Annotated in this window: 22 protein-coding genes; 14 read left to right on the top strand and 8 right to left on the bottom strand. The window is 54.4% G+C overall.

What is annotated here, in order from left to right; translation table 11 throughout:
• Positions 1 to 149: 149 nt before the first annotated feature.
• The 3 genes from BUE18_RS04670 to BUE18_RS04660 are packed head-to-tail and all read right to left on the bottom strand — an operon-like array spanning position 150 to position 2940.
• On the bottom strand, positions 150 to 758 hold the full coding sequence (locus BUE18_RS04670) for a MotA/TolQ/ExbB proton channel family protein (RefSeq protein WP_073473399.1): 609 nt from the start codon (positions 756 to 758) through the stop codon (positions 150 to 152).
• Positions 755 to 2185 (bottom strand): MotA/TolQ/ExbB proton channel family protein, encoded by a 1431-nt coding sequence (locus tag BUE18_RS04665; RefSeq protein WP_083610769.1) that lies wholly within the window; start codon positions 2183 to 2185, stop codon positions 755 to 757. Before BUE18_RS04665 ends, BUE18_RS04670 begins: the two co-directional genes overlap by 4 nt.
• Positions 2182 to 2940, bottom strand: coding sequence for a DUF3450 domain-containing protein (locus tag BUE18_RS04660; protein ID WP_073473397.1), 759 nt, complete (start codon positions 2938 to 2940; stop codon positions 2182 to 2184). Before BUE18_RS04660 ends, BUE18_RS04665 begins: the two co-directional genes overlap by 4 nt.
• Positions 2941 to 3128: 188 nt before the next feature.
• Here BUE18_RS04660 and BUE18_RS04655 point away from each other — a divergent pair, with 188 nt between their 5' ends.
• From BUE18_RS04655 to BUE18_RS04645, 3 genes are all read left to right on the top strand, one after another.
• Positions 3129 to 3536: an ArsR/SmtB family transcription factor gene (locus tag BUE18_RS04655; protein ID WP_083610768.1), complete on the top strand. Its 408-nt coding sequence runs from the start codon at positions 3129 to 3131 to the stop codon at positions 3534 to 3536.
• A 12-nt stretch (positions 3537 to 3548) separates the two neighbouring features.
• The gene (locus tag BUE18_RS04650) at positions 3549 to 4709 is read left to right on the top strand and encodes an SO_0444 family Cu/Zn efflux transporter (RefSeq protein ID WP_073473394.1); all 1161 of its coding nucleotides are present in this window, start codon (positions 3549 to 3551) and stop codon (positions 4707 to 4709) included.
• 245 nt (positions 4710 to 4954) lie between these two features.
• Positions 4955 to 5335, top strand: coding sequence for a winged helix-turn-helix domain-containing protein (locus BUE18_RS04645; protein WP_083610777.1), 381 nt, complete (start codon positions 4955 to 4957; stop codon positions 5333 to 5335).
• A gap of 19 nt (positions 5336 to 5354) precedes the next feature.
• On the opposite strand, the gene BUE18_RS04640 is transcribed toward BUE18_RS04645, so the two are convergent.
• Entirely contained in the window at positions 5355 to 6440 is a 1086-nt protein-coding gene (locus tag BUE18_RS04640) for an SGNH/GDSL hydrolase family protein (RefSeq protein WP_139264609.1), read from the bottom strand.
• 223 nt (positions 6441 to 6663) lie between these two features.
• On the opposite strand from BUE18_RS04640, the gene bioD reads away from it, so the two are divergent.
• Entirely contained in the window at positions 6664 to 7305 is a 642-nt protein-coding gene (bioD, locus tag BUE18_RS04635; RefSeq protein WP_073473385.1) for a dethiobiotin synthase, read from the top strand.
• A 7-nt stretch (positions 7306 to 7312) separates the two neighbouring features.
• Here the strand turns inward: bioD and BUE18_RS04630 are convergent, their stop codons facing one another.
• The 4 genes from BUE18_RS04630 to BUE18_RS04615 all read right to left on the bottom strand — a co-directional run bounded on the left by BUE18_RS04630 (position 7313) and on the right by BUE18_RS04615 (position 14187).
• Positions 7313 to 8488 carry an efflux RND transporter periplasmic adaptor subunit gene (locus BUE18_RS04630; RefSeq protein WP_073473382.1) on the bottom strand — a complete coding sequence of 392 codons (1176 nt, stop codon included), beginning with the start codon at positions 8486 to 8488 and terminating at the stop codon, positions 7313 to 7315.
• A gap of 40 nt (positions 8489 to 8528) precedes the next feature.
• The gene (locus tag BUE18_RS04625; RefSeq protein ID WP_073473379.1) at positions 8529 to 9860 is read right to left on the bottom strand and encodes a TolC family protein; all 1332 of its coding nucleotides are present in this window, start codon (positions 9858 to 9860) and stop codon (positions 8529 to 8531) included.
• Between the two features lie 11 nt (positions 9861 to 9871).
• On the bottom strand, positions 9872 to 13009 hold the full coding sequence (locus tag BUE18_RS04620) for an efflux RND transporter permease subunit (protein ID WP_083610765.1): 3138 nt from the start codon (positions 13007 to 13009) through the stop codon (positions 9872 to 9874).
• 170 nt (positions 13010 to 13179) lie between these two features.
• The gene (locus BUE18_RS04615; protein ID WP_073473376.1) at positions 13180 to 14187 is read right to left on the bottom strand and encodes an alpha/beta fold hydrolase; all 1008 of its coding nucleotides are present in this window, start codon (positions 14185 to 14187) and stop codon (positions 13180 to 13182) included.
• 195 nt (positions 14188 to 14382) lie between these two features.
• On the opposite strand from BUE18_RS04615, the gene BUE18_RS04610 reads away from it, so the two are divergent.
• The 10 genes from BUE18_RS04610 (at position 14383) to BUE18_RS04565 (ending at position 23456) form a co-directional block, all read left to right on the top strand.
• Entirely contained in the window at positions 14383 to 15615 is a 1233-nt protein-coding gene (locus BUE18_RS04610; protein WP_170868268.1) for a (Fe-S)-binding protein, read from the top strand.
• Positions 15616 to 15843: 228 nt separating this feature from the next.
• Entirely contained in the window at positions 15844 to 16842 is a 999-nt protein-coding gene (locus BUE18_RS04605) for a biotin synthase BioB (protein ID WP_073473370.1), read from the top strand.
• Positions 16843 to 16862: 20 nt separating this feature from the next.
• Positions 16863 to 17816 carry an ABC transporter substrate-binding protein gene (locus tag BUE18_RS04600; RefSeq protein ID WP_073473463.1) on the top strand — a complete coding sequence of 318 codons (954 nt, stop codon included), beginning with the start codon at positions 16863 to 16865 and terminating at the stop codon, positions 17814 to 17816.
• A gap of 19 nt (positions 17817 to 17835) precedes the next feature.
• Entirely contained in the window at positions 17836 to 18636 is an 801-nt protein-coding gene (locus tag BUE18_RS04595) for an ABC transporter permease (protein ID WP_083610776.1), read from the top strand.
• On the top strand, positions 18633 to 19430 hold the full coding sequence (locus BUE18_RS04590) for an ABC transporter ATP-binding protein (protein WP_073473367.1): 798 nt from the start codon (positions 18633 to 18635) through the stop codon (positions 19428 to 19430). The genes BUE18_RS04595 and BUE18_RS04590 overlap by 4 nt, the downstream gene beginning before the upstream one ends.
• Positions 19431 to 19565: 135 nt before the next feature.
• On the top strand, positions 19566 to 19787 hold the full coding sequence (locus BUE18_RS04585; protein WP_073473364.1) for a ParB N-terminal domain-containing protein: 222 nt from the start codon (positions 19566 to 19568) through the stop codon (positions 19785 to 19787).
• A gap of 102 nt (positions 19788 to 19889) precedes the next feature.
• Complete coding sequence (locus tag BUE18_RS04580; protein ID WP_073473362.1) at positions 19890 to 21299, top strand: M14-type cytosolic carboxypeptidase; 1410 nt, start codon at positions 19890 to 19892, stop codon at positions 21297 to 21299.
• 173 nt (positions 21300 to 21472) lie between these two features.
• Positions 21473 to 21994, top strand: coding sequence for an ORF6N domain-containing protein (locus BUE18_RS04575; protein WP_244549279.1), 522 nt, complete (start codon positions 21473 to 21475; stop codon positions 21992 to 21994).
• Positions 21995 to 22013: 19 nt separating this feature from the next.
• Entirely contained in the window at positions 22014 to 22199 is a 186-nt protein-coding gene (locus BUE18_RS04570) for a hypothetical protein (protein WP_073473359.1), read from the top strand.
• A gap of 60 nt (positions 22200 to 22259) precedes the next feature.
• A complete protein-coding gene (locus tag BUE18_RS04565) occupies positions 22260 to 23456 on the top strand; it encodes an FAD-dependent monooxygenase (protein WP_073473356.1) in 1197 nt (398 codons plus the stop codon).
• Positions 23457 to 23565 lie beyond the last annotated feature (109 nt).

Genomic DNA, 23565 nt, shown 5'->3' with positions numbered 1-23565 from the left:
CGCCAATAAAACCCTAACACACTGTTTTAATTCATCAATGATCATGATTACACTTAAAAAATATTTCAATTTTTTACGTTGTCAAGAAAGAGAATGAAAATTTTTTTATACGGGAAGGCAACGACAAAATGGGTTTTAATATCAGAGTTTTATAGGCGGCGTCCGAGAAAAATCCCCAAGGAGGAGACGCGGTGCTTTAATGTCTGGGCGCGGGAGGCCAAAAAATTTTTCATGGTCAGTCCTGGGATGGCGACCAGCAAACCGGTTTGGGTGGAAATAAGCGCCTCGGAAATGCCGCCGGCCATGGCTCTGGCGTTTCCTGTTCCGTGGAGGGAGATGACGTCAAAGGTGGATATCATGCCCAGGACGGTGCCCAGCAGCCCCAATAAGGGAGCCATGGAAGCCAGGACCGTGATGACGGACAACTGTTTGTCGAAAGAGGAGGCTACGGCCATGACGGTTTCGTCCATGGTGCTTCTATCCACGCCGGGGTTGGCTTCCCGTCTTTTGAGAAACTCGGAAACCACCAGGGCCGTCGCGCCGCGGAATTCCGTAAAGTCGGGCGGTTGGTTATCCCGGATGAGTTGGGCCGCCATTTCCCGGGGCATGTTGCGGACCCGCATACGGCGCAGGTACAGGCCTCTCTTGATTATGAGCACCCACATGATTACGGAGATCAGGAGCAAAGGCCCCATAACCAGCCCGCCTTGATCCAGGTACTCAAAAATGCGGGATATGTTGCTCCAAAGCCAGGTCATTCTTTTTCCCGGACGGCGTAAATGGTGTTAGCCAGGGAAACGGCCTTTTCCTCCATTTGAGCGATGCTTCCTTCCATCCTGCGGGAAAGCAGGGTGTGCGCCAGCATAATGGGAATGGCCACGGCCAGGCCCAGCATGGTGGTGAGCAGGGCTTCGGATATGCCTCCGGACATCATTTTGGGATCTCCCGCGCCATAGTAGGTAATCACATGGAAGGTGTTGATCATGCCTGTCACCGTGCCAAGCAGGCCCAACAAAGGCGCTACGGCCGCCATCATGGCGATGATGGAAAGAAACCGCTCCAGCGCCGGGATTTCCCCCAATATGGCTTCCTGCAGGGCGTTTTCCATATCCATCCGCTCCAGATGCCTGTGCTTGACACCCCAGGCTAGAACCCGGGCCAGAGGCTTGCTTCTTTGGGCCTGCAACAAATCCAGGCATTCCTTCCAATCCCCGTTTTGGGCCAAAGGCTGAATTTGCGCCATGAGCTTGGAAGCGTTAACCCTGATGTGTAAAAGAAAAATCACCCGCTCCAGCACCAGGAGCAGGGCAAAGCCCCCCAACGCCAAGATAACCCAGATGATGGGGCCGCCCTGGGGCAGGCGTTCGGCGAGCCCTTTTTCCTGGGTCAGTTGCCTTAAGGCGGCGCCTTTGGTCAGGTCCATGGGGACGACTGGGCTTTCCCCGCTCATGTAGGCTTTCAAGGCTTTTTGGAATCTATGGGAAGGCAGCTTGGACAATGCGAAAAAACGCTGGCTTGCGTCCGAATACAAAAGGAAGCCGGTTTCATCCCCCATGGAGTATGCGGCGGTGAATTCCCCCAAGGTCAATACGTCAGCCTGGGCTTCTCTGCCCAGCCGATCCACAATGGAGGCTTTTTCGATCCGCACCTCGCCCGATCGGGCAATTTCATCCAGCAGGATTTGCGCCATGGCGTCGATCTGGCCGATGCTGGGAAAACGGGACTGCCCGGCCAGTTCCTCGAGGACGTCAGCCCGGCCGGGAATCAAGGCGCTTTGCTGGCTTTGCTTAATCAATGCCAAAGCGTCCCGGGCGTTGCTGCGCACATGGCCGACCAAGGTGCGGGTTTGAGCGTCCATGTTGGAAAGCTCCTGCTTCAAGACTGCTTTTTGAGCCTCCAATTCCGAAATTTTCTGCTGCAAATCCGCAATATTTTCTTCGGTCCTGCCATTCTTTTGCTCCAGATCGGCGACGGCCGCTTTGGCGGCCTGCCTGTCGTTGACGATCTCGGCCAGGGCTTCTCGGGCCTCTTTTTGGGCGGCCTGTTTTTCCTCCAGAGCGCGTTGCTCCAGCATGGCCTTTTGCCGTTGGGCTTCCAAGGAGCGAGCCCTCATGTCCTGGCCGAAGGCGGGAACGCAAAGCAAAACCAGAATCAAACTAGCCGCGGCGCTTTTCATAATTTTCATTGGGCGGCCACCTTTCCCAGGGGAAGCATCACAATATCGGCCGGACGCCGTTTGCTTGCAATGTCCACTGCGTGGGCCACGCCGGAGTCAAAGGTTTGCGGATAGGCCGTCCATGCCATGTCCACAGGATCGAAATAACCGGAGGAGGTTTGGTCCAGAGTTTGATAAAACAAGGACAAACGCCCCAGGCGCAGGACGTCGGCCATGATTTCCTTGCCCTTCACGTTAATGAGACGCCTTTCCACTTCCACGGCGCCCCCGTACTGAGCTTCCGTAAGAAGCATGTGAAAAACCCGGCGGAACTTCTCCTCCACCCCGATTTCGGGATCGGACAGAGCTTCCTCCAAAGCGGCCATGCGGGTTTCCCTGTTCTCTTTATCAAAAGGCAGGCTTTGCTCCTGCAGTTTTTTCAGTTCGGAGAAGGCGTTTTCCAGGCTGGGCTCCAGGCGGGAAGCCATTTGGGCGATTTCCTGCTTTTCAATTTCCAGTTCTGCGACTTCCTGAGTCAAGGAGTTCAGGCGGTCCTGCAATCCCTTCTGCCGGGCGTCCAAAAATTGGGCCTGCTCTTTCAGTCGCAGCAAATCGTCCGCCAGCAGCCGCTGTTCTGCGTCCCATTCTTCCTGACGGATTTGGGTTTCCCGGCGGATGGACACGGACTCCTCAACGGGCTGCAGCGCCGAGTCGGGAAACTTTTCAGCCGTTCCCGCGCCGGGCGAAGCCAACAAGCAGATGATTATGAACAAAATCTTTTTCAATCGCGGCCTCCCTTAAAAGTCTTTCGTATCCTTAACCATATACGTTTTTTCGTGAAAAAACAAAGGTTCGCAAAGAAAAGGGGTCAGGTTCGACAAAAAAATCGCCTTGACATCGGCTTGGCGGCAAAGTATATTTGAATAGTTGTTCATATGTTCATAAGTATGATAACCCGAACCCGGAAACGCCCATGATGGAAAACAAAGCCCCAAACGAGATACAAACCCCAAGCGCCGGTCAAGACAAAGCGAGTGAAGAAGTCTGCTGGGTGCGCTGCATTCATCAGGACCGAGTGGAAGAAGCCAGAAGCCGCGCGGTTCCGGTAAAAGAGCTGCACCAACTGGCCGATATGTATAAGGCCTTGGGAGACCCTTCCCGGCTGCGGATTGTCATGGCTTTAAGCCAGGGGGAAATGTGCGTTTGCGATCTTGCCGCTTTTCTGGAAATCAGCGAGTCTGCGGTGTCGCATCAATTGCGCAGGCTAAGAAGCCTGGCATTGGTGAAAAACCGGAGGGACGGCAAGATTTTGTATTACAGCCTGGATGACGATCATGTATCCAGCCTTGTCGCGCTGGGCCTTGAGCATGTCCGGGAATAGCAGGAGAGGCTAATGGATTATTTAATTGAGGTTTTCCGGCAAAGCGCGGGCTTGCTGTTCGCTTCCGCTCCGTACATCATTTTCGGGCTGGTTGTCAGCGGCCTGCTCAGGGTTTTTTTGAATCCCAACCTGGTTTCGCGGCATCTGGGCCACGGCCGGTTCAGTTCGGTTTTCAAGGCGGCCTTTTTGGGAATTCCCATCCCGTTATGCTCGTGCAGCGTGCTGCCGGCTGCGGTGACGCTCAAAAAGCAGGGCGCGAATAACGGAGCGACCACGGCCTTTTTGATTTCCACGCCTGAGTCCGGGGTGGACTCCATTGCCGTATCCTGGGCGCTGCTGGACCCCATTATGGCGGTCGCCCGGCCGGTTGCCGCCTTTGCGGCGGCCTCGGCGGCCGGAATCGCCGAAAACCTGTTCGGCTCAAGCAGGGTGGAACAGCCGGCCAAGCCTGATCTTAGCTGCCCGGTGGACGGCTGCTGCACCGGAGAAGACTGTTCCCCCGAAGAGCACCGCAAGCACCACACTCTCCTTGAAAAATTACGGGCGGGCGTAAGGTTCGCCTTTGGCGAAGTTTGGGGCGACATGGTCGGCTGGTTTTTTATCGGCCTGATTATAGCAGGATTGGTGGTCGCCTTGCTGCCGCCGGACCTATTAGGGAAATACCTGGGTGGAGGAATCGGCTCCATGCTGATTATGCTGGCCGCGGGCATCCCCATATACATTTGCGCCACGGCTTCCACGCCCATAGCGGCGGCGTTGATATTGCAAGGCGTAAGCCCCGGAGCGGCTTTGGTCTTTTTGCTGGCCGGCCCCGCCACCAACATCACCTCCCTCACCGTGCTTTTCGGCGTGCTGGGAAAACGGGCTGCAGTTATTTACCTGAGCGTAATTGCCGTCAGCGCCGTAGTCTTCGGCCTGGCAGTGGACGCCATATACAATGCGTTGGGCCTGAACGGGACCGCTTTGCTTGGCAAGGCTGCAGAAGCCTTTCCCCTGTGGATCGGCTGGATCAGTGCAGGAGCGCTTGTGATTTTTTCCGTCAAGCCTCTATCCGCTGCAATCAAAGCGAAATTCAGCAAAAATTCGGGTGAAGGCTCGTGCTCCTGCCATGGCTGCTGTTCGGATCACGCCCCGAACCGGATTATGGACCACATGCCCAAGAACCCGCACTAAGCCGAACTACCAAGTCCGGCAACTGGGGGAGGACGCTTTCACGGGGACACGATACTTATCCCTATACTCTCGCTCGGTCAATTGAGCGTCTGCCAGGGCGATAAGTTCATGTCCCCGGAAATCTCCATTTCTTGTTTGAAAGCAGTTTGGTCTTCACCAGCCATGGCTTTCATTTATAATCCAGATGCGATTTGCCTTTTGCATTCCCCTGGTGTATGGATTTTCAAAACCTTGGGAGGATGCTTGTGGGTGATAAAAAATTTCAAGTGCGCTCAAAGATCTGGGTTCAGGATGACGAGGGCAACGTGGTGTTCGGCCTGGGCAGGCTGCGCATTTTGGAAGCCATCCAAAAAACCGGATCGTTAAGAGCGGCCGCGCAGGAATTGGGCATGGGCTACCGGGCGATCTGGGCCAGGATTCGCGCTACGGAAGAACGTTTGGGCGTACCGGTTCTGGAAAAGAAGCAAGGCGGCCGTTCCGGGGGAGGCTCCTTTTTGACGCCTTTTGCGGAAAAGCTGCTGGAGGATTTCAAGAGCATGCAGTGCAAAGTGGAAAAGGAGACGGACAAAACTTTCGCCAAATCTTTTGAAGAATACCTTGATGAGCATACCCGGGAAAACAATTAATAAATCGTAACCTTATAAATCACCCCTTCTTATCGGCCGCAGCGTCCCCTTTTTCGTTTTGTTTTTCAGCCAATTTTTTCAGAATAAAATCCGCATAGAGCCTATGCCCATGGTTGTTTAGGTGATGGCAGCTTTTTTTGTTATACATGTCCGAGCTGATATAACCGGGCGTCATGGGAGAAAATGCCTGTAAATACTCGAGGTTTTCGCTCAAGCTGTTGTTTTCGTTTTCCATTTCCGGATCCACCGGAATGATAAACAGCAAAAACTGCGATCCGTTTTGATCGCACACGTCTTTAATTCGCTGGAGGGATTGGATCGTATGAGGCCCCGGCTTGTTCCAAACACCCTCGCTGACCGGAAAATCATATCCCATCTTGCGGCCCGCCCAAACCAAGGCGGGAGAGGCGTAATACCAGGCGTAGGAACCGATCACGGTTTTACAAAAAACGGATTTTACGGGATTGTCCGGCAGATCCGGCCTGTCCGGGGCTTCCAGCCAGTTGCTGTGCCTTTTCCAATAGGCGTAAGCCTGTTGGGGCGAATCCATATAATTACCCTGGTTGTCAAAGGCGTACATCCAGCCCGCGTTGGTGATGTGGTGGAGGTTCTTGCCCGGAAGCATGGGCCTGGGCCGCACAAAATCGTTGCCCATAAAGAACATGACCGCCGTATAATCCGGGTGCAGGCGGGGGACGTATTTTTCGGCCAAATAGGCGTATTGGTTAGGGTCCGCCCCGGGGACGCCCGTGTTATAGACCGTAAAGCCTTCCCGTCCCACCAGGTCCGCAAAAGACTCTGTCTCGGGCCAGGCGGCGACGCCCCATGTGAACGAATCCCCCAAGAACAAGATCTTGGGCTGACCTGAGTTATCTGCCTTGAACTCCCTGCTGCGAAAGCCTTCAGAGTTGATATGGTTGTCCGGCCAATCAAAATCGGGATTCGCCCGCCAGACGCCTTCCGAGTCCGTGAACCACCTGGCTTTAACCGGTTGCAGCTCGTCCACATTCGCCAGGCCGACGTCGTACCTGGCGATGTATCCGGGCTCATGCCCCAGCAGCCTCAGGCAGCATTCAGCCCCGGCAAGGGCCAGCAAAATAGACAAGCACGCCAGAAGGGCGTTTGGGAAAGAGGAGCTTATTCGAAAAAAATGCATCATGGCCTAAATATTCAACGGGTTGACGCCGTTATTCATAAAACGGAGTTCAATGCTGCAATTGACAAAAACTCCGTGGTCTGCTTTGTTCTTCTGCTTGAAAGCGGCCTGGGAGCCGGGCAAGAAAATTTCCAAGACAAATGCACTAAAATCAAGAGCGGATGTAGATTACATGGCCAGAAACAACTTTCCGGACCGGGTGTTTATTACCGGGACGGATTCGGGCGTCGGAAAAACCACGGTGGCAGCCATTTTAATGGCCGGCCTCCCCAACAGCGGATACTGGAAGCCTCTGCAAAGCGGCACGGAAGAGCTTACTGACTCCCAATGGATTTGCAAGGTCACCGGTTTATCCGAAACGCGCTTTTACCCTGAAACCTACCGCCTGAAAGCGCCTCTTCCCCCTCATGCATCAGCGGCCATGGAAAATGTAACCATTGACCTGAATCAGTTTTGGGTGCCTTATCTGGGATCCCTGGAGCGCTTGATCGTGGAAGGCGTGGGCGGCGTCATGGTTCCTTTAAATGAAAGCCATTTTATGTTGGACCTGATGTCCAGGCTCAACTACCCTGTCATCCTTGTCTGCAAAAACGGCCGGGGAGCGATTAACAACACCCTTTTGACTTTGGAGCAATTAAGAAATCAAGGCCTTAATATCCTGGGCGTTGTGCTGAACGGCCCCTCCGTGGCCTCCAACCGCACGGCCATAGAGCGATACGGCAAGGTTCGCATCATGGCTGAGCTGCCGGTTTTGGAGCAGGTAAACCCCAAGACCCTGGCCCAGGCTTATGAGGACTATTTTACTTTGGAATAGAAGCCAATCAGGACGAAGCCGCAGCCTGATGATTTGCCTCCACAACCAGGTCTCCATCTTTAAGGTTGTCCCCGCCGGTGATAATAATGCGGGCGCCTTCGGGGATGACATCCTCAATCGCCGTTTCATTGCCGTTTTTAAGCCCCGGTTTTACAATCAAACGGGTGGCCTTGTCGCCGATCTTCAACCAAATAAAATGGTCGCCGTTTGACCTTTTTACAGCGTCTGCAGGCAGCACCACAGGGTTTTCCATTTTTTCTTCGGCAAAAAACACGGTGGCGAACATGCCGGGCCTCATGGCGGACGAATCGTTGGCCAGGGCGTCAACCCTTGTCGTGCGCGTGGCCGTGTCCACGGTGGGTTGAATGCGCCACACAGACCCTTCATAAGGCCCTTTTTTGTCTCCCAGCAAAGAGATGAACACTTTCATGCCTTTGGAGATTCTGTGGGCGTATTGCTCGGCCACGTTCACCCTGGCGTATAGCCGGTCCATGCCGACCACTTCCACAATGAGGGTGTCCGTGTTGATCATTTCACCGGGGGTATGGGAAAAATCATCGGAAATCACGCCTGCAATGGGGGCCTTTATGGTCGCCTCGTCCAAATCCACCATAATCTCTCCAATGGAGGCTTTGTTTTTGGCGATGTTCGCCTGAGAGACGGCCAGCCCCGCCTGTGCAGTCCGAAGCGTGGTTCTTCTTTGCGTAAGCTGCTGCTCCGTGCAATATCCGTCTTTAAACAGCTTTTCATAACGGTCCGCTTCTTTTTGAGCATCGGCCAGAGTGACTTTCGCTTGCGCCAGTTGGGCTTGGGAAACAACCAGGTCGGCCTTGGCGCTTTCCAGGCGGGCCTGGATGCTCTTGTGCTCCACCAAAGCCACGGTCTGACCGGCTTCCACCCTATCTCCCTGGTGCACCAGCATTTGCTCCAATCTGCCGCTGACCTTGGATTTGACGGTCACCTGTTCCACGGCCTCGATCGTCCCGTTTTCCTGCATGCCGCTGTAAAACACGGGAACCCTTTTAGGCGCCACGGTGGTCACGACCGTCTTTTTGATTTCCTTCACCGTTTCAGAGGCCGCCTCCTTGGATTTATCCTGGGGTTTGCAGGCCATGAAACCGAATAGGCAGCACAGGACGGCCAAGCCTGTAATCACAGCATGGATTCTACGTTTCTTATTCATGGTCAAGCCCCCTCGCCTCCACGTCGCCTCATCAGCTTTTTCAATTATTTTCATTGGTCCGGTTGATTTCTTTCAATAAAACGCCTGTGGCGCGCTTCAGGTCAATGCGGTAAATATTATGGTTATACACGGCCCGGGAGTAGTTCAGGCGGCTTTCCGCAAAAGTCACCTGGGCGTTAAGCACGTCAAGCTGTTCGTTTACCCCGTGTTCGTATCCGCTTTGGGCCAGCCGAAGGGCTTCCTTAGCCTGCAGCACGCTGGTTTCCCGGGCTTTCACTACCTGGGCCGCTGCTTTGAGATTGTCCAGGGCCTCGTTCACTTCCAGGCGAATGTCGTCGTTTTTCTGGTCCACGGCGTACTGGTATTGATTGCGGACGGCTTTTTCCTGGATCATCCTTCCGCTGACGCGCCGCCCCTCAAAAATGGGCAAGGTAAAAACCACGCCGCCGTAATATTCCTCGGTCCAGTCGTCGTACAAAGGGCTTTCGGGTTTAATAAAGCTGTATTTGCCTACGGCGTCCACGGAAAGAAAGCGGTCCGACCGGGTTGCAATGATGTTTTCATCCTGCATGGCTACTTGGGTTTTTAGCACTTTCAAGTCCGGCCTGTGCTCCATGGCGATGTCCAGCGGAGCGCCCTCAAGCTCAGGCTCTTTTATAAAACAAAGCTCCCCTTCAATGGCTATAGGAGAACCAGGGGGCAGCCTGAGGACCGTAAACAGCCGCATCCTGGCGATGGCCAAGGCGTTTTCAGCGGACAGCAGGTCCGCTTGATTGTTGCTCATCTGCTCCCGGGCGCGAATAACGTCCAGGTTCGTGGCCGTCCCCTGAGCTTTTCTTCCATTGACTACGTCCAGATTGTATTTGGAAAGGTCCAGGGTCTCGCTGACCGCCTGCAAATCCGCCCGGGCCAGAAGCACGTCGTAATAGCGGATGCAAGCCGCGCGCACGGCTTCCAGCCTTGCGGAGTCGATGCTCCTTTCGGAATAATCTTCATAAAGTTTGGCCGCCCGGATGCCCGCAGCGATGCTGCCGGCCCGGAACAAGGGCTGATTAAGCGACACCGACGCCGTGGCCTGTTCGTTTTCCCCCCTTGAAATGGAGTCGGACACATAAAGGAGCTCCGTACCGCCGTTGATGACCGGCAAGGCGTTGGCGTAAGCCTCTCGAATTCTCCCTTTGGCGACGTCCCGATCCTGAGCCGCGGATAGAACGTTCAGGCTTTGGGACGCAGCCAGTTCCATGACTTCGATCAGCCCCAGCTTGGATGAGGGCGGCGCCTGGCTTTCCATCTCCTGAGCAAAGCCCGGAGATGTTGCGCCCAAAAGCAGGATGCAAATACAGAACCCTATTTTTTTCAATATATTATTCACGTATAAAACTCCTACTTTTCCTCGGAATCAGGAGGCGTTTCAACCAAATCAGGCGGCTCAGGCGCCGATTTCTTTCGCTTGAACAGCTTGTTATACAGACGCCCTGCCCCGCTCGAGATTTTCTCCACCCAGATATATCCTACGGGGATGACGACCAAAGTCAAGACCGTGGAGGTAAAGAGGCCCCCAATGACCGCCAGGGACATTGGCTGCCGGAACTCCGACCCCTCGCTCAGAGCCAGGGCGATAGGCAGGGAGCTGATCATAGTGGAAGCGGCGGTCATGATGATGGGCCGCAACCTCAACGGGCCTGCCTCCAGCATGGCCTCCACGGGCCCCAGGCCCCGCTCCCTTCGCTGGTTGGCGAAATCCACCAGCAAGATGGCATTGTTCACAACAATGCCCACCAGCAGAATCATGCCTATCATGCTCATGATGTTGATGGTTCCGCCCGTAATCCAGATCAAGCCGAACACCCCGCTAAAGGCCAGGGGCAAAGAGAACATCACGACCAGGGGATTGAGAAAAGATTCAAACTGAATCGCCATGACGATATAAACAATGATCAGGGCTATGATGATGGCTTCCACCAGATAGCCCATGCTCTCCATCATCATTTGGGCGTTTCCCGTAACTACGGTGGCCATGCTTTTGTCGCTTGGGGAGTGCCTGTCAAAGGCCGCCTGTATGTCCTGGGTCGCCTGCCCCGTGGAGTACCCTTCCTGGACGTTTGCGTACACGGAAGCGGAATAACGCCGATTATAGCGTTTGATTACATTGGGCCCCACGGTGGTTTCCACATCCACCATGGCGCCCAGACGAACCGTATCGCCATTGGAGGTTTTAACGGTGATTCTTCCAATATCGTCGGGCGCCATACGGTCTTCCGGCGCGCCCTTCAAAACGATGTCATAGCGATTGCCCTCGCTTTTAAAGACCGATGCGTCCGTCCCGCCGAAGTAGGTGTTGACCTCATTGGCGATATCCTTGACGTCCACCCCCAGGGAGTCTGTCAATCCCCGGTTAATTTGGATTTTCACCATGGGTTTGGTAAGCCGCAGGTCGCTGTTTACGTCTACCAGGCCGGGCGCTTTTTTGAGGTCTTCGACCATGGCTTTAGCCACCCTGGCAAGGTCGTCCAGGCTGTCAGCCTGAATGGTCTGCTCGGCGTCTGAGCTTCCAGGGCCGCCGCCCCCCTGCTGGATTTGGAACATGACGTCCCGGTACCCTGCAAACAGATCGCGAAGCCTTTCCTCGAACTGGGCCACGCTTACGGAACGCTCCTTGCGCCCGACCAACCGGATGTAAAGGTTGCCTTTGTGGATTTCCTCGCCCGAACCGCCGCCGAAGGTAGCCAGCACCAGGGTGACCTCCGGCTGTTCCTGCACAATGGCGGACAGTTCCCGGGTCATGCGGGCGGATTCTTCCACGGACACTCCGATGGGCAGTTCATATTGCAGGGTGGTTTCTCCCTGATCTTCTTCCGGGGCGAAATCCATACCCAGCTGCTTTGCCATCATGATTCCGGCGGCGAAGGTTAATAAAGCAAAGAGGATGGTAACAAATCGAAACCGCACAGCCCAGCCCAAAACCCTTCGGTACAGGGCTTCCAGGGCCTTCATGGGCAAATCCAATATCTTGGAAAACGTTCCTTCGCTGGTTTGCCGCTTCATAAGATGAGACGCCATAAACGGCGTCAGGGTCAGGGAAACCAGGAGAGAAATCAGCATGGCCCCGGCGATGGTCATGCCGAAAGAAAAGAAAAAACGGCCAATGACGCCTTTCATGGTGGCTACCGGCACAAAAACCGCCAGGGTGGTGGCTGTTCCGGCCATCACTGCGAAGCCCACCTGGCCGGCCCCTACAAGGGCCGCCTGACGCACGGGCTTTCCTTGTTCAAGGTGGCGAAAAATATTTTCAATGACGACAATGGTATTGTCGACGACCATGCCGACGGCCAGGCTCATGGCCAGCATGGTCAAGTTGTTCACCGTAAAGCCCAGGGCGTTGCATATCAAAAAGGTGCTTATCAGGCATGTGGGGATGGAAATGATAGCCACGATCGTAACCCGGATGCTCCGCAAAAAAACGAACATCAGCAGGGCGGTCAGGACCACGCCGATCATCAGGTCGTTTTCCACGCCGTTCATGGAACGGCTGATAAAGTCCGAGGTGTCGGAGCTTATGATCATTTCTATGCCGGCGGGAGCTATTGAGCGCAGATCGTCCAGGACTTCTTTCACGCGGTTGCAAACCTGAACCTCATTGACGCCCGGCTGCTTTTTCACCTGCACAGTGATGACGGGAGAGCCGTTGAGATAGGATCCCGTACGCACATCCTCAAATCCGTCCTCCACTTTCGCCACGTCGCGCAGCCGCACCAAGCGGCCGTCCAGGCTTTCCTTGACCACCAACTGGCTGAGGCCTTCGACGGTGGCGTACTCGCCCTCCACCCTGATGCTGAGTTCCTGGGTGTCATTTTCTATGCGGCCGCCGGGCAGCTCCAAGTGCCGCCGGGCGAGGGCGCCGGCCACGTCCGAGGCGGTCAATCCCTGGGCTTCCAGGTCTGCGGGTTTCAGCCAAACGCGGATTTCACGGTCCCTAAACCCGACCAAATCCACACTTCCCACGCCGGACAGCGTCTGAAGGCGGGGTTTAACGACCTTGTCCACAAAGTGGCTCCTGGTCCGGTAGTCCTCTCCGCCTTTCACGGCAATGTTCATGACCGGAAAAGCGCCCACGTCCAGCTTGCTTACAATGGGGTCCTCACAGTCGCTTGGCAGATAATACTGGGCGAGATTCACCTTGGCGCGCACATCGGCCGCGGCAGCGTCAATATCCCTTTCCAGAACGAATTCAATGACAATTATCGAGCGGCCTTCATAGCTGCTGGATTCGATGTTCTTGATGCCTTCAATGGTATTTAATTGCTCTTCCAGAACGTCGGTGACGTCCCGGTCGATAATCTCCGGGCTGGCGCCGGTCAGGATCGTGGACACGCTCACCACGGGGATATCCACATTGGGATAGAGTTCCAGCCCCATATTCCTGTAAGAGTAAAAACCAAAAAATATGGCGGCAAGCACCAGCACGATGGTTGTTACCGGCCGGTTTAATGATATCTTTGTAATGGCAATTTCTCGTTCCACGAAAGAACCTTCCTTGGGGGCGTTGCGAATAGCTGCTTATCGGCATGGCGAAGACCCTGGGGGCCTCAATGAGTGAGCAGGGGGATTATGCCAGCATACCGACCACGGGTCAAGATAAGGGCGGCATTATTCACGCATTTTCACTACAAACAATGAATACGCCTTGGCATTCAACCAGTTACAATAAAAGGCCTGGATGCACACGAGTCCCAAAAACTCTCCAGAGACGCCAGCAATTCGCCCCAAACCGGCAATGGCAGCCAGTGTCCCATATTCTTGATGATCTTCAAACGCGCTCCCGGGATCAACCGGGCGGTTTCCATGCCCAGGCGCACCGGAATCAACGGGTCTTTGGCGCCGTGAATCACCAGGGCCGGCGTTTTCAGGCCTTTCAGCCTTTGGTTCCTGGAAGGACTGGCCAGGATGCCGGCCAATTGCCGTAATGCGCCGTTGGGGCACAGGCCCCGGTCGAACAATTCGTGGGCGTGGGCTCTGCTTTCTTCCTGGTTCAAAGGCGCGCCCTTTCCGTTCACGGTCAGATTCAGCCGTGTATAAAACGCCACAAAGCCCTCTCTGTCCGTGGGCATGGGGTTCAACAAAAAGGGGAATACTGACGGAGACGGGGAAATGGTTTGGAAGTCCGAGTCCCGTCCGGCGATCCAGTCGCCAATGTCCTTGCCCATGCCTTTGAGCGCGTTTTTGTTGGGAAGGATGTCGGGAGCGGAAATCAGAGATACCAGGCTACGAACCCGTTCGGGATGATCCAAGGCCAGGGTCTGGGCGATCATCCCGCCCATGGAGGCGCCCATGACGTGAGCGCTTTCCAAGCCCAAGGCGTCCAAAACGGCCAGAGCGTCCAGAGCCATGTCCTTCAGGGTGTACGGAGTTTTTACAGGCATGCCGAGGAGCTTTTTAAGAACCAGCAAGGGGATGTTGGGAGCCCCTTCATCTTCCAGCCAAGTGGACCGTCCTATATCCCGATTGTCAAACCGGATGACGAAAAAGCCCCTGTCGGCCAAAACCCGGCACAACTTTTCGTGCCAGGTGATCATCTGGTCCGCAAGCCCCATGATCAGCAATAAGGGCTTTGCCCGGGGATCTCCGAACGCGTCATAGGCAATTTCTATATCTCCGTTTGTGATGAACTTTTCAGGGTGATAAGGAGCAAGCGTCTTCAAGGATTATTCCTCTTGTTGAAAATTGAGTAAAGCGCCCAAGCATAGATTCCGTCTATATCAAGCCTTGCGGGTATCATATGTTTGTATTTGCGTACGGCGCCCCTGTGGACTATAAGTTAATGTCCGCTGGTCATTGTACATACAAGCATGCAAATGGCAACCATGAAAAACGACGCGCACCAGGAAAACATGAGAATGAAACGAGAGTCCTCTCCGCTTGAACTGGATCTGCCTTCAGCCTTGGAACAAGTAAACAACCTTTGCAATGATTGCGGCGCGTGCGTAAAAAACTGCGCTTTTTTACAAAAATACGGCTCCCCCGGCCAGTTGGCCAAAGAATTGGCTGACGGTTCCGCCGCCAACCTGTCTAGGGCCTACGAATGCAGCTTATGCGGCTTATGCACTACGTTGTGCCCCCAGGGATGCGACCCTTCCGGCATGTTCTTTCAGGCCCGGCGGCAGGCCAATGCGGACCTTGGCGACGACAAAAGGCACGGAGTTCTTAGAAATTACGAGGCTCAGGGAACTTCGCCGCGATTTACCTGGTACGCCTTGCCCCAGGACTGCGACACGATCTTTTTTCCCGGATGCAATATCCCCGGGTCCCGGCCGGAAATCGTCAAACTCCTTTTTCAGCATATGCAACAGGTCATTCCCAATCTTGGCGTTGTCATGGATTGCTGCTGCAAGCCCTCCCATGATTTGGGGAGGACCGACTTTTTCCGGGAAATGTTCGGGGAGTTGAGATCCTATTTGCTGGACAACGGGATTAAAAAGGTCCTTTGCGCATGCCCCAACTGCTTCAAGGTTTTTTCCATGTACGGCGGCGGCCTGGAAACCGAGATGGTGTATGCGCTTCTCGATGCAAATGAACTGCCCCAGGCCGAGAAAGTAACCGGGGAGGTTTGCGTCCATGATCCCTGCCCGTTAAGGAATGAAAGCGCGGTCCATGAAGCAGCCCGCAGCATCTTGCGGAAAAAAGGGCTGAAAATCGCCCCTCAACGCCGCGAGCGAAAAAAAACCTTGTGCTGCGGGGAAGGCGGCGCCGTGCCTTGCATGGCCCCGGATCTGGCGAAAAAATGGCCTGAAATCCGGGTGAAGGATATCCAGGGGCGGCCATTGGTTACTTATTGCGCGGGGTGCGCTTTGTTTTTGGGGCGGCATACCCCGACGCATCACCTTTTGGATATCATATACAAACCAAAGGAGACTTTGGATGGCCGGGTTAAACCGGCGCCGTCGCCCATAACCTATTGGAACCGGATTCAACTGAAGAAATGGTTTCAAAGAAATTTGCCGGCGGAAGCCGCACGGGAAAGAAGCCTGCCATACGGAGCTTCCGGTGAGAGCGCCGGAGGAGCGGGGTTCAAGGGGGCGTTGTTCGCCTTTGCGGGCGGATTGTTATGCGGCTTTAAAAAGATCAAATAGAAAATTATGCCAAGTTTAAGTCAGTCGGGTCATTCTTTTCACGATTTTGGCGGGACACGATACTGATTTCAGTTTTCTTCGCCAGCGATTTTTTCGATTTCGCAGAAATCAGTTCATGTCCCCAAAATCTTGTGCGCCCTTGACGGCCCGATCCATAGCAGGTAGATTTTGCGAAAATCTTATCGCGAATCCTTATCAAATTGGCGGACTTTCCCGCCGGGAGTGTGTATGACCTGGAAATTAAAACCGGCTATCGATGATATTTTAAAAAAAGGTGCGGACCTGGAGGATTTAACGACCCGGGAAGCCATGGACCTAATGGCGCTTCCCCTGGAAAGTCCGGAAGTTTACGCTTTGATGCAGACGGCGGACAACCTATCCCGCAAGACATTCGGAAAAAAGGGGGAGAACCATTTTCATATTGGCCTGAACGTGGAGCAGTGCCCGTATAACTGCCTGTTTTGCTCCCTTACTCAAAAGGCCGGCGTGTTTCAGGAAAAAATCGACTTCAGCGAAGAGCAAATCATTGCATGGGCCAAGTCGGCTGAAAAGGACGGCGCCGACGGCCTGAATCTTATGACGACGGGCACGTACGGCTTTAAACGGCTTTTGGAAATCGGCAGGCTGCTGAAAAGGACCGTATCCACCCCGCTTGTAGCCAATACCCGCGACATCACCCATAAAGAAGGAGAAGCCCTGCTGGAAGCCGGATTCCAGGGCGCTTACCATGCCGTGCGGCTGGGAGAAGGCCGGGACACGCCGTTCAAGAGGGAAAAGCGCATCGCCACCATCCAGGTTTTTTCCGACGTGGGTTTGAGTTGGGCGAACTGCGTGGAGCCTGTGGGTCCTGAACACAGCCATGAGGAGATTGTGGACCTCATGTTTCTGGCTAAAAAGCACAAAGCCGCGTACAGCGGGATTATGCGCAGGATTAACTTCCCCGGATCTCCCATGGAGAAATTCGGCATGATTACGGAGCGGGAAATGGCCCGCATGGTGGCCGTCAGCAGGCTTGTCATGGCGGACGTTCCCAAAGCCCATTGCACGCACGAGCCCCACACGGCCTCGCTCATGGCCGGAGCCAACCTGTTCTTCCCGGAAGTGGGCTCCAGCCCCCGGGATCGGGAAGCGGAAACCGGCCAGGGCCGGGGAAACAAAATAGACCGGTGCAAGGCCATTCATTGGGAAATGGGCCTTGATCCCGACTTGCCATCCAACGTTTTTTGATAAGAAAGATCAGCGTCGATATGTTGAAAAAGAATCTGCTTGTGATTGCCGCCGCCGTTCTCGCTTTGGCGGCCGCCCCGGTTTTCGCCCAGGAATACAAAGTTGGGACCTGGAAGACCGCCCAGACCATCCAGCCTTTTTATTATCAGGATTACGTTCCGGAAGGCGACCAGGTGGACGTCTTTTCCTTCACCAATCCGGCGGACCAAAAAACCGCTTTGCTGGCTAAAAGCCTGGATATGTGCGGCGCCACGCTGGCGCACGCCATTCATTCGGCTTCTCAGGGACAGCCGGTGGTGGTGGTGGCGGCTCTTTGCAACAAATGCTCCGCCCTGGTGGTCAAGAAGGACGGCCCCATTGAAAAGGTGGAAGACCTGAAAGGCAAGCGCATCGGCTACGTGCCGGGCACCATGCACGAAATATTATTGCGGGAAACCCTGACGCGCCGCGGCCTTTCTCCGATAAAGGACGTGCAATTGCTTAGGGTGGACTTTTTCGACATGGGCACGGCCCTGGCCGGAGGGGGCATAGACGCCTTCCTTTCCGGCGAGCCTTTTCCGGCTTTGGCCGTGGACAAGGGCTACGGACGCATTCTGGCTTATCCTTATTACGGAGACGCCGTGGGATCCATCAATGCCGGCATGCTGGTGCGCCGGGAGGCTATTGAAAAAAATCCTGACCTGGTGTTCAGCCTGGTCAAAGCCCACGCCAAGGCCACGGATTACTTGAACCTACATCAGGACCAATGGCTGAAAAAGGCCTCCACCTTTGGAACTCCCCTGCACATTTTGGAAAAGGCCGCCCCTAACATGGAGATCGCCTGGGACATGGACCCGGATTTTGTAAGCAGGGCAAAGGCCCTGGGAGAGCGTATGCAGGCGTTGGGAGTCATCCAAAAGCAGCCTGATTACGACGCTCTTTTCGACCTGACCTTTGTCAATCGCCTGAAGGATGAAGGCTACCCAAAACCTTGACGCCCAAGATGGTTTCGCCATGACCTTTAATAAGCCGAACGGTTGGATGAACAGCTTTATCCCCTGGATTCTGCCAGCGCTGTTTTTTATGGGCTGGTTTTTGGTCAGCCGATTTGAAATCATCCCGGCCTATCTCATGCCCTCCCCGCGGCAGGTGGGGGAGGCCGGGGTCATGTATGCTTTTGGAACGCCCGGCGAGGGGCCGTACGCAGGCCGTTTTTGGGTGGACGCCTGGGTGAGCTGCGGCAGGGTTTTGGCCGGGTTCTCTTTGGCGGCTCTGTTTGGAATTCCCCTGGGAGTGTTGTCCGGCAGGGTGGACGCCATGCAAAAAACCCTATCGACTTCCATCAACGCCCTGAGAGCGGTCCCCGGCATTTGCTGGCTGCCCCTGGCCATGGTCTGGTTCGGGATCGGGTATAAGACCACCTTGTTTTTAGTCGCCTTGGCGGCTTTCTTTCCCATTTACATCAATACCGCCGTAGGCGCCCGGCAGGTTTCGCCCCTGCTTTTTCAGGCGGGAGCCATGTTGGGCGTCCGGCGCATGAATGCAGTGTTTTCCATATTGCTCCCCGGCGCCATGCCAAGCATCCTGGCAGGACTGCGCCTCGGCCTGGGGATTTCCTGGGCCTATCTGGTGTTGGGGGAACTGACCGGCGTGCCTAACGGTCTGGGCGCCGTCATCATGGACGCACGCATGCTGGGCCGGATAGACATCATTATTGTGGGCATCGTGCTCATAGCCTTGTTGGGGCGCACGTCCGACCTGTTACTTTCCGGCGTGTTCCGGCTTTGCTTCAAAAGCGCCAGGAGGCTGGCATGACCACGCAGCTCAAACTCATTCCCGGGCACAAAAAAGAACTTCAGGCGCCGCCCGTCCTTCAGGTTAGCAAACTATCCAAAGTATTCAAAACCGGGGACGGCCCCATGACCGTCCTCCAGGACGTCCATTTTCAGGTGGCCGAAGGCGAGTTCCTGTGCGTATTAGGCCCCAGCGGCTGCGGCAAGACCACTTTGCTGAATGTGTTGGCCGGTTTTGAAAAGCCCAGTGCAGGCAAAGCCTTGCTGGAGGAAACGCCCATCATGGAATCGGGGCCGGACCGTTGCGTGGTTTTTCAGGAAGACACCTTGTTCCCGTGGCTCACCGTTAAGGAAAACATCGCCTTTGGCGTGAAAGGGCTTTCCAAAAAGGAAAAGCGCGAAAAGACCAACCATTTCCTGGACCTTGTGGGCCTGACGCCTTTTGGAGACTACCTGCCCCGGGAAATCTCAGGAGGCATGAAAAAACGGGTGTCCCTGGCAAGGGTTCTAATTCTGCAGCCCCGCATCCTGCTTATGGACGAGCCTTTCGGCGCCCTGGACGCCCAAACCAGGGAGGAGATGCAGGATTTGCTGCTTTCCCTGTGGAATCAGTTTCATCACACCATAGTTTTCATCACCCACGATATAGACGAAGCCGTGGCCCTGGCCGACCGGATTCTTGTCATGCAAAAGGATCCCGGCATGATCGCCAAAGAAATTCGGGTGCGCCTGTCCCGGCCCCGAGAGCGCACCGAATCTTCTTTCCAGGACTATTGCAAGGCTTTGTATCAAGCGCTCAAGAAGCCTCAGCCGTAAATTCAGTTGATATTTATTCTCAAGTTCCGAACGCATCTTACCGAAGAATAGGCATCCAAACGTCAAATCATTTGTTAGGATGAAACATCCATTATTTATGCAACACACTAAAAACCTATTATTAAGGAGATAAAAATGGCTGATTGTGAATGCTTGGCTGGATGCCCCTTCTTTAATAGCAAAATGGCTGCCAACATGACGGCTGTGGCTCAAAGCATGAAAAAGCGCCTTTGCCTGGGAGACAACGCCAATTGCGCCAGGTACCAGGTTTTTAAAAAGCTGGGCAAGCCCAAAGTGCCCGCCGACCTGATCCCCAACCAGACGGATCGGGCGGCCCAGATAATCTCCGCGGGTTAGGGCGGGGTCTTTAACCGGCTTATCTACTTGAAAAAATAAGGCGGGGAGGTTATTGTCGCTCCATAAGTGTAATCGTTTTCAGCAACGCAACATGGAGTGACCGTGCAAAAGACCCGCCTTTTAACCGCCTTGTTTTGCTTGTTATGCCTGTTTTCGGCTTCCGCGTGCGACGATTCCGACTCCGCCCCGGCTGTCGAAAAAGAAAAGTACACAGGCGTTTCCACAGGCTTTGAATCCGGCGCCATCGGCCGCGTCGTCCGCAATGCGCCCCAGGACTGGGACATCTACCTTGCCGACGACAACGGGAACGCCGATTTGCCCGATTCCTACCGGAATTGGTGGTACATCAAAGTCGAGGATTTCACCCCAGGCACGGAAGTCAAGCTCACCCTCAAAAACCGGGGATGGGCCTATTATTACGCGCCGGTTTTTTCCTACGATAAAATCACGTGGCAGCGCTTCGACGAATCCGAGGTCACGGCCAGCGACGCCTGCGATCAAGGCATTGAGGATTGCTTTCTGGAAATCGCAACAGACCGGTTCGCCCAAGCTCCCGTATACGTGGCAAGGTTCTACCCATACACCACGTGGGATATGTACGCCTACCTGGACCAAATAGAAGCCAGCCCGTGGACGGCGATAACGACCTTGGGGCAGACCAGCGGATACGGCGCCGACATCCCCTTTGTCAAAATTGAAGATCCATCCGTGGACGACTCGTTGAAAAGGGCCGTGTGGATACACGCCCGCTCCCATCCGGCGGAAACGGCCTCGTCCTATATGCTGGAAGGGATGATCAACCAGTTCCTGGCCGACCTGGACGCGGGTTTGGACGCGGCAAAGCATCTGGTTTTTTTCGTAGCGCCTATTCACAACATCGATGGGGTGATCAAAGGCAACTACCGCACCGACCTTTTCAGCCGGAACTTTGAGGTTATGTGGTACCGGGACGACGCCGATCCGCTCTATCTCACGGATGACTCGCCCGTGGAATGCCGCCTGCTTAACCAAAAAATGGCGGAGCTGGCGACCAATTCCGACTATCTGACCGGCATGATAGGGTTTAATCTCCACTCCTCCAACTCGCCGGTGGACACGCCGGCTTTCGCCTACCCCCACTTTGGAGACGACCCCGCAACCTACACGGCGGAAGAGATTTCTCTTTGGAAAAAATCCCTGTATCTGATTCATTTGATCACCCAGGAATATGGATTCTTTTCCGCGCCTCCGGCCGAGGGCGGAAGCAGCTTCGTCACCAAATACTATCCCGAATCCTGGTGGTGGGCCAACATGGGCGACGACTGCCTGGCCATCACCATCGAGACGGTCTACAGCAAGGGCGGCATGGACCATTGGCTGACCCAGGACGATATTCGGGACCTGGGAGTCGCAACGACCCTGGCTTTGTACGACTATGCCGCCGACCCGTCGGCCTGGGGCAAAAAGGCGATTGACGTTAGCGGCGGCCTGCCAAGGCTCGGCGTTCCCGACGAGGACGCCAGCAAGGAGTAGGGGTGTTTTGACTTCAAATCCAACATAAAAAAACCAAAAAGTAGATTGTTAAACACGCAGACTGCCAATAAAATGTTGCATTATTTCAATTTGATATGTAGTTAATCGTTTAATCACGGGCGCCCGTAAAGATCCTTTTCAGACAAACTCCCTTACAGAGAAATAGGAGAGTTATGGAAATGAATAGTGTCGTCACAACAGATGCAATAATCAATAAGATCTATGTGATTCGAGGCCTAAAAGCTATGTTGGATAGAGATTTGGCAGATCTCTATGAAGTCGAAACCCGTGTCCTAAATCAAGCAGTCAGGCGGCATTTAAAGCGGTTTCCCGATGATTTCATGTTCCAATTAAACAAGGAAGAGTTTGAAAACTTGAAATCACAATTTGTGACATCAAGTTGGGGCGGCGTCAGAAAAATGCCTCTCGCATTCACAGAGCAGGGAGTGGCCATGCTTTCAGGCGTCCTGAACAGCGATAGAGCCATTGAGGTCAATATTCAAATCATGCGGGCTTTTGTAAAAATGCGCTGTTTGGTTCTTGATAACGCTGAGTTGAAACGTGAACTTAGCGAACTAAAAAACCTGACAGAGGAACGCTTTCAGGTTGTATTTGAGGTGCTGGACAGGTTGGTGAATATACCCGAGTCCCCTAAACGGAGGATTGGATATATCGGCAAGGAAAAAATTGATTAGAAATGGATCAGCCGATAGAATGACTAACGGCGGCATGGACCATTGGCTGACCCAGGACGATATTCGGGATCTGGGCGTTGCAACCATCCTGGCGCTGTACGATTACGCGGCCGATCCCTCCGCCTGGGGCAAAAAGTCCGTTATTCCGGGCACAACCGGCCTGCCCAGGCTCGGCGTTCCCAACGAGGATGTGAGCAAGGAATAAGGCCTGTCCAAACTTATTGAGTTTTTGAGAGATGTCCCTCAAAATTGTTAAGGAATATCAATGATATACGACTTCATCTTTGCGGGAGCAGGCCCGGCCGGGCTTACCGGGGCCATACTGGCGGCCCGGCAAGGCAAACGCTGCCTGCTTATCGAAAAGAAAAGCTCCCTGGATCTGCATCCCAGGGGGGAAACCCTGCGGCATCGCCCCATACTGGACGAGGTGCTGGGGGAAGGGGTGATGGCATCGCTGACCATCGCCTCGACAACGATGATAGAATACTTTGCGCCCTTGCCCCATGAGGCCGACCCCATCATTCTGGATATGAAAGTTCCCAACCATAGCTTTGAATGGCATGAGTGGATGCAGGCGTTCCAAAAACAAGTTCAGGGGTTGAGCATCGACCTGAAACTGGGCGCCGAAGTCATTGACGTCACCAAGGAGTCAGGCAGGGTAACCGGGGTTAAGTATCTTGACGCGGATGGGAGTGAAGCCTCAGCAGCAGCCGATGCGGTCTTCGCCAGCGACGGCCACGGCAGCCTGATAGGCCGTAAACTGGGCGTGGATTATACGGGCATCAACTATCCCATCGTAAAATCCAAGTTCGGCAACGCCCGCTTTGACTCCCCGGGCTTCAAGTTTTTCTTTCTTCCCGAGGGTTCCATGGATTTCGCCCCGGATTTTCCTCCCGCCCTGGCTTTTCTCTTTCCCAGGGAGGGATCGAGCTGCGAGGTGGGGCTGGCGGTAATGGCCAGGGCCGCACTCAAACTGGGCTATGAATTGCCCGACCCAGAGGAATTGCTCCAGGTTTTTGAACAAGCGACTAAGCGCCATCCGGTGATGAGCAATATGCTGGCAGAGGCGTCGGCGGATCTCGTGGAAGCCACCATGCTGCCCATGGGCGGCCCCATGGAAGAGGTTATCCCACAAGCAGGCGTAGTGTTATTGGGAGATGCAGCCGGGTTTGTGGAGATATCCGGCGGCAGCGGCCTGATTTCGTCCATGGAATCGGCCAAATTTTGGGTGAATCTGATGATTGGGCAGCAGGCCAAGGCAGGCAAGCAGGAGAATCTTTGGAGCAAGTCAAGCATCCAGGCTATGACCGAGGCTTACACATCATCGGGCATCTTTCGGCACAACAAGGCCATTGCAGACGGCTCCAATGTCTCGTGGGACTACGTGTTCACCAATCTGCGCACCAGCCAAAACATTATAAAAAAATGGGGATTGATCGCCAACGCCTTGGATATTTTTTAAAATTCTATAGCTATACTTCAGTTCCGATCTTTATAATTGCCTCTTGGGATCGTTGACATTGGGTGCAAGCCGTACTGAAATAAGGTTAATAGTACGTACTTCCTTTTTT

The sequence above is a fragment of the Desulfatibacillum alkenivorans DSM 16219 genome, from assembly GCF_900142135.1.
In the GTDB taxonomy this organism is placed as follows: domain Bacteria; phylum Desulfobacterota; class Desulfobacteria; order Desulfobacterales; family Desulfatibacillaceae; genus Desulfatibacillum; species Desulfatibacillum alkenivorans.
This window is presented reverse-complemented; position numbering and strand designations above follow the sequence as displayed.

Bases quoted from the DNA above. Each gene is read 5' to 3' on its own strand.
- BUE18_RS04565 (WP_073473356.1), top strand. From the start codon at position 22,260: ATGATATACGACTTCATCTTTGCGGGAGCAGGCCCGGCCGGGCTTACC.
- BUE18_RS04650 (WP_073473394.1), top strand. From the start codon at position 3,549: ATGGATTATTTAATTGAGGTTTTCCGGCAAAGCGCGGGCTTGCTGTTC.
- BUE18_RS04670 (WP_073473399.1), bottom strand. From the start codon at position 758: ATGACCTGGCTTTGGAGCAACATATCCCGCATTTTTGAGTACCTGGAT.
- BUE18_RS04575 (WP_244549279.1), top strand. From the start codon at position 21,473: ATGGAAATGAATAGTGTCGTCACAACAGATGCAATAATCAATAAGATC.
- BUE18_RS04665 (WP_083610769.1), bottom strand. From the start codon at position 2,185: ATGAAAATTATGAAAAGCGCCGCGGCTAGTTTGATTCTGGTTTTGCTT.
- bioD (WP_073473385.1), top strand. From the start codon at position 6,664: ATGGCCAGAAACAACTTTCCGGACCGGGTGTTTATTACCGGGACGGAT.
- BUE18_RS04610 (WP_170868268.1), top strand. From the start codon at position 14,383: ATGAAACGAGAGTCCTCTCCGCTTGAACTGGATCTGCCTTCAGCCTTG.
- BUE18_RS04585 (WP_073473364.1), top strand. From the start codon at position 19,566: ATGGCTGATTGTGAATGCTTGGCTGGATGCCCCTTCTTTAATAGCAAA.
- BUE18_RS04600 (WP_073473463.1), top strand. From the start codon at position 16,863: ATGTTGAAAAAGAATCTGCTTGTGATTGCCGCCGCCGTTCTCGCTTTG.
- BUE18_RS04570 (WP_073473359.1), top strand. From the start codon at position 22,014: ATGACTAACGGCGGCATGGACCATTGGCTGACCCAGGACGATATTCGG.
- BUE18_RS04605 (WP_073473370.1), top strand. From the start codon at position 15,844: ATGACCTGGAAATTAAAACCGGCTATCGATGATATTTTAAAAAAAGGT.
- BUE18_RS04595 (WP_083610776.1), top strand. From the start codon at position 17,836: ATGACCTTTAATAAGCCGAACGGTTGGATGAACAGCTTTATCCCCTGG.
- BUE18_RS04655 (WP_083610768.1), top strand. From the start codon at position 3,129: ATGATGGAAAACAAAGCCCCAAACGAGATACAAACCCCAAGCGCCGGT.
- BUE18_RS04630 (WP_073473382.1), bottom strand. From the start codon at position 8,488: ATGAATAAGAAACGTAGAATCCATGCTGTGATTACAGGCTTGGCCGTC.
- BUE18_RS04590 (WP_073473367.1), top strand. From the start codon at position 18,633: ATGACCACGCAGCTCAAACTCATTCCCGGGCACAAAAAAGAACTTCAG.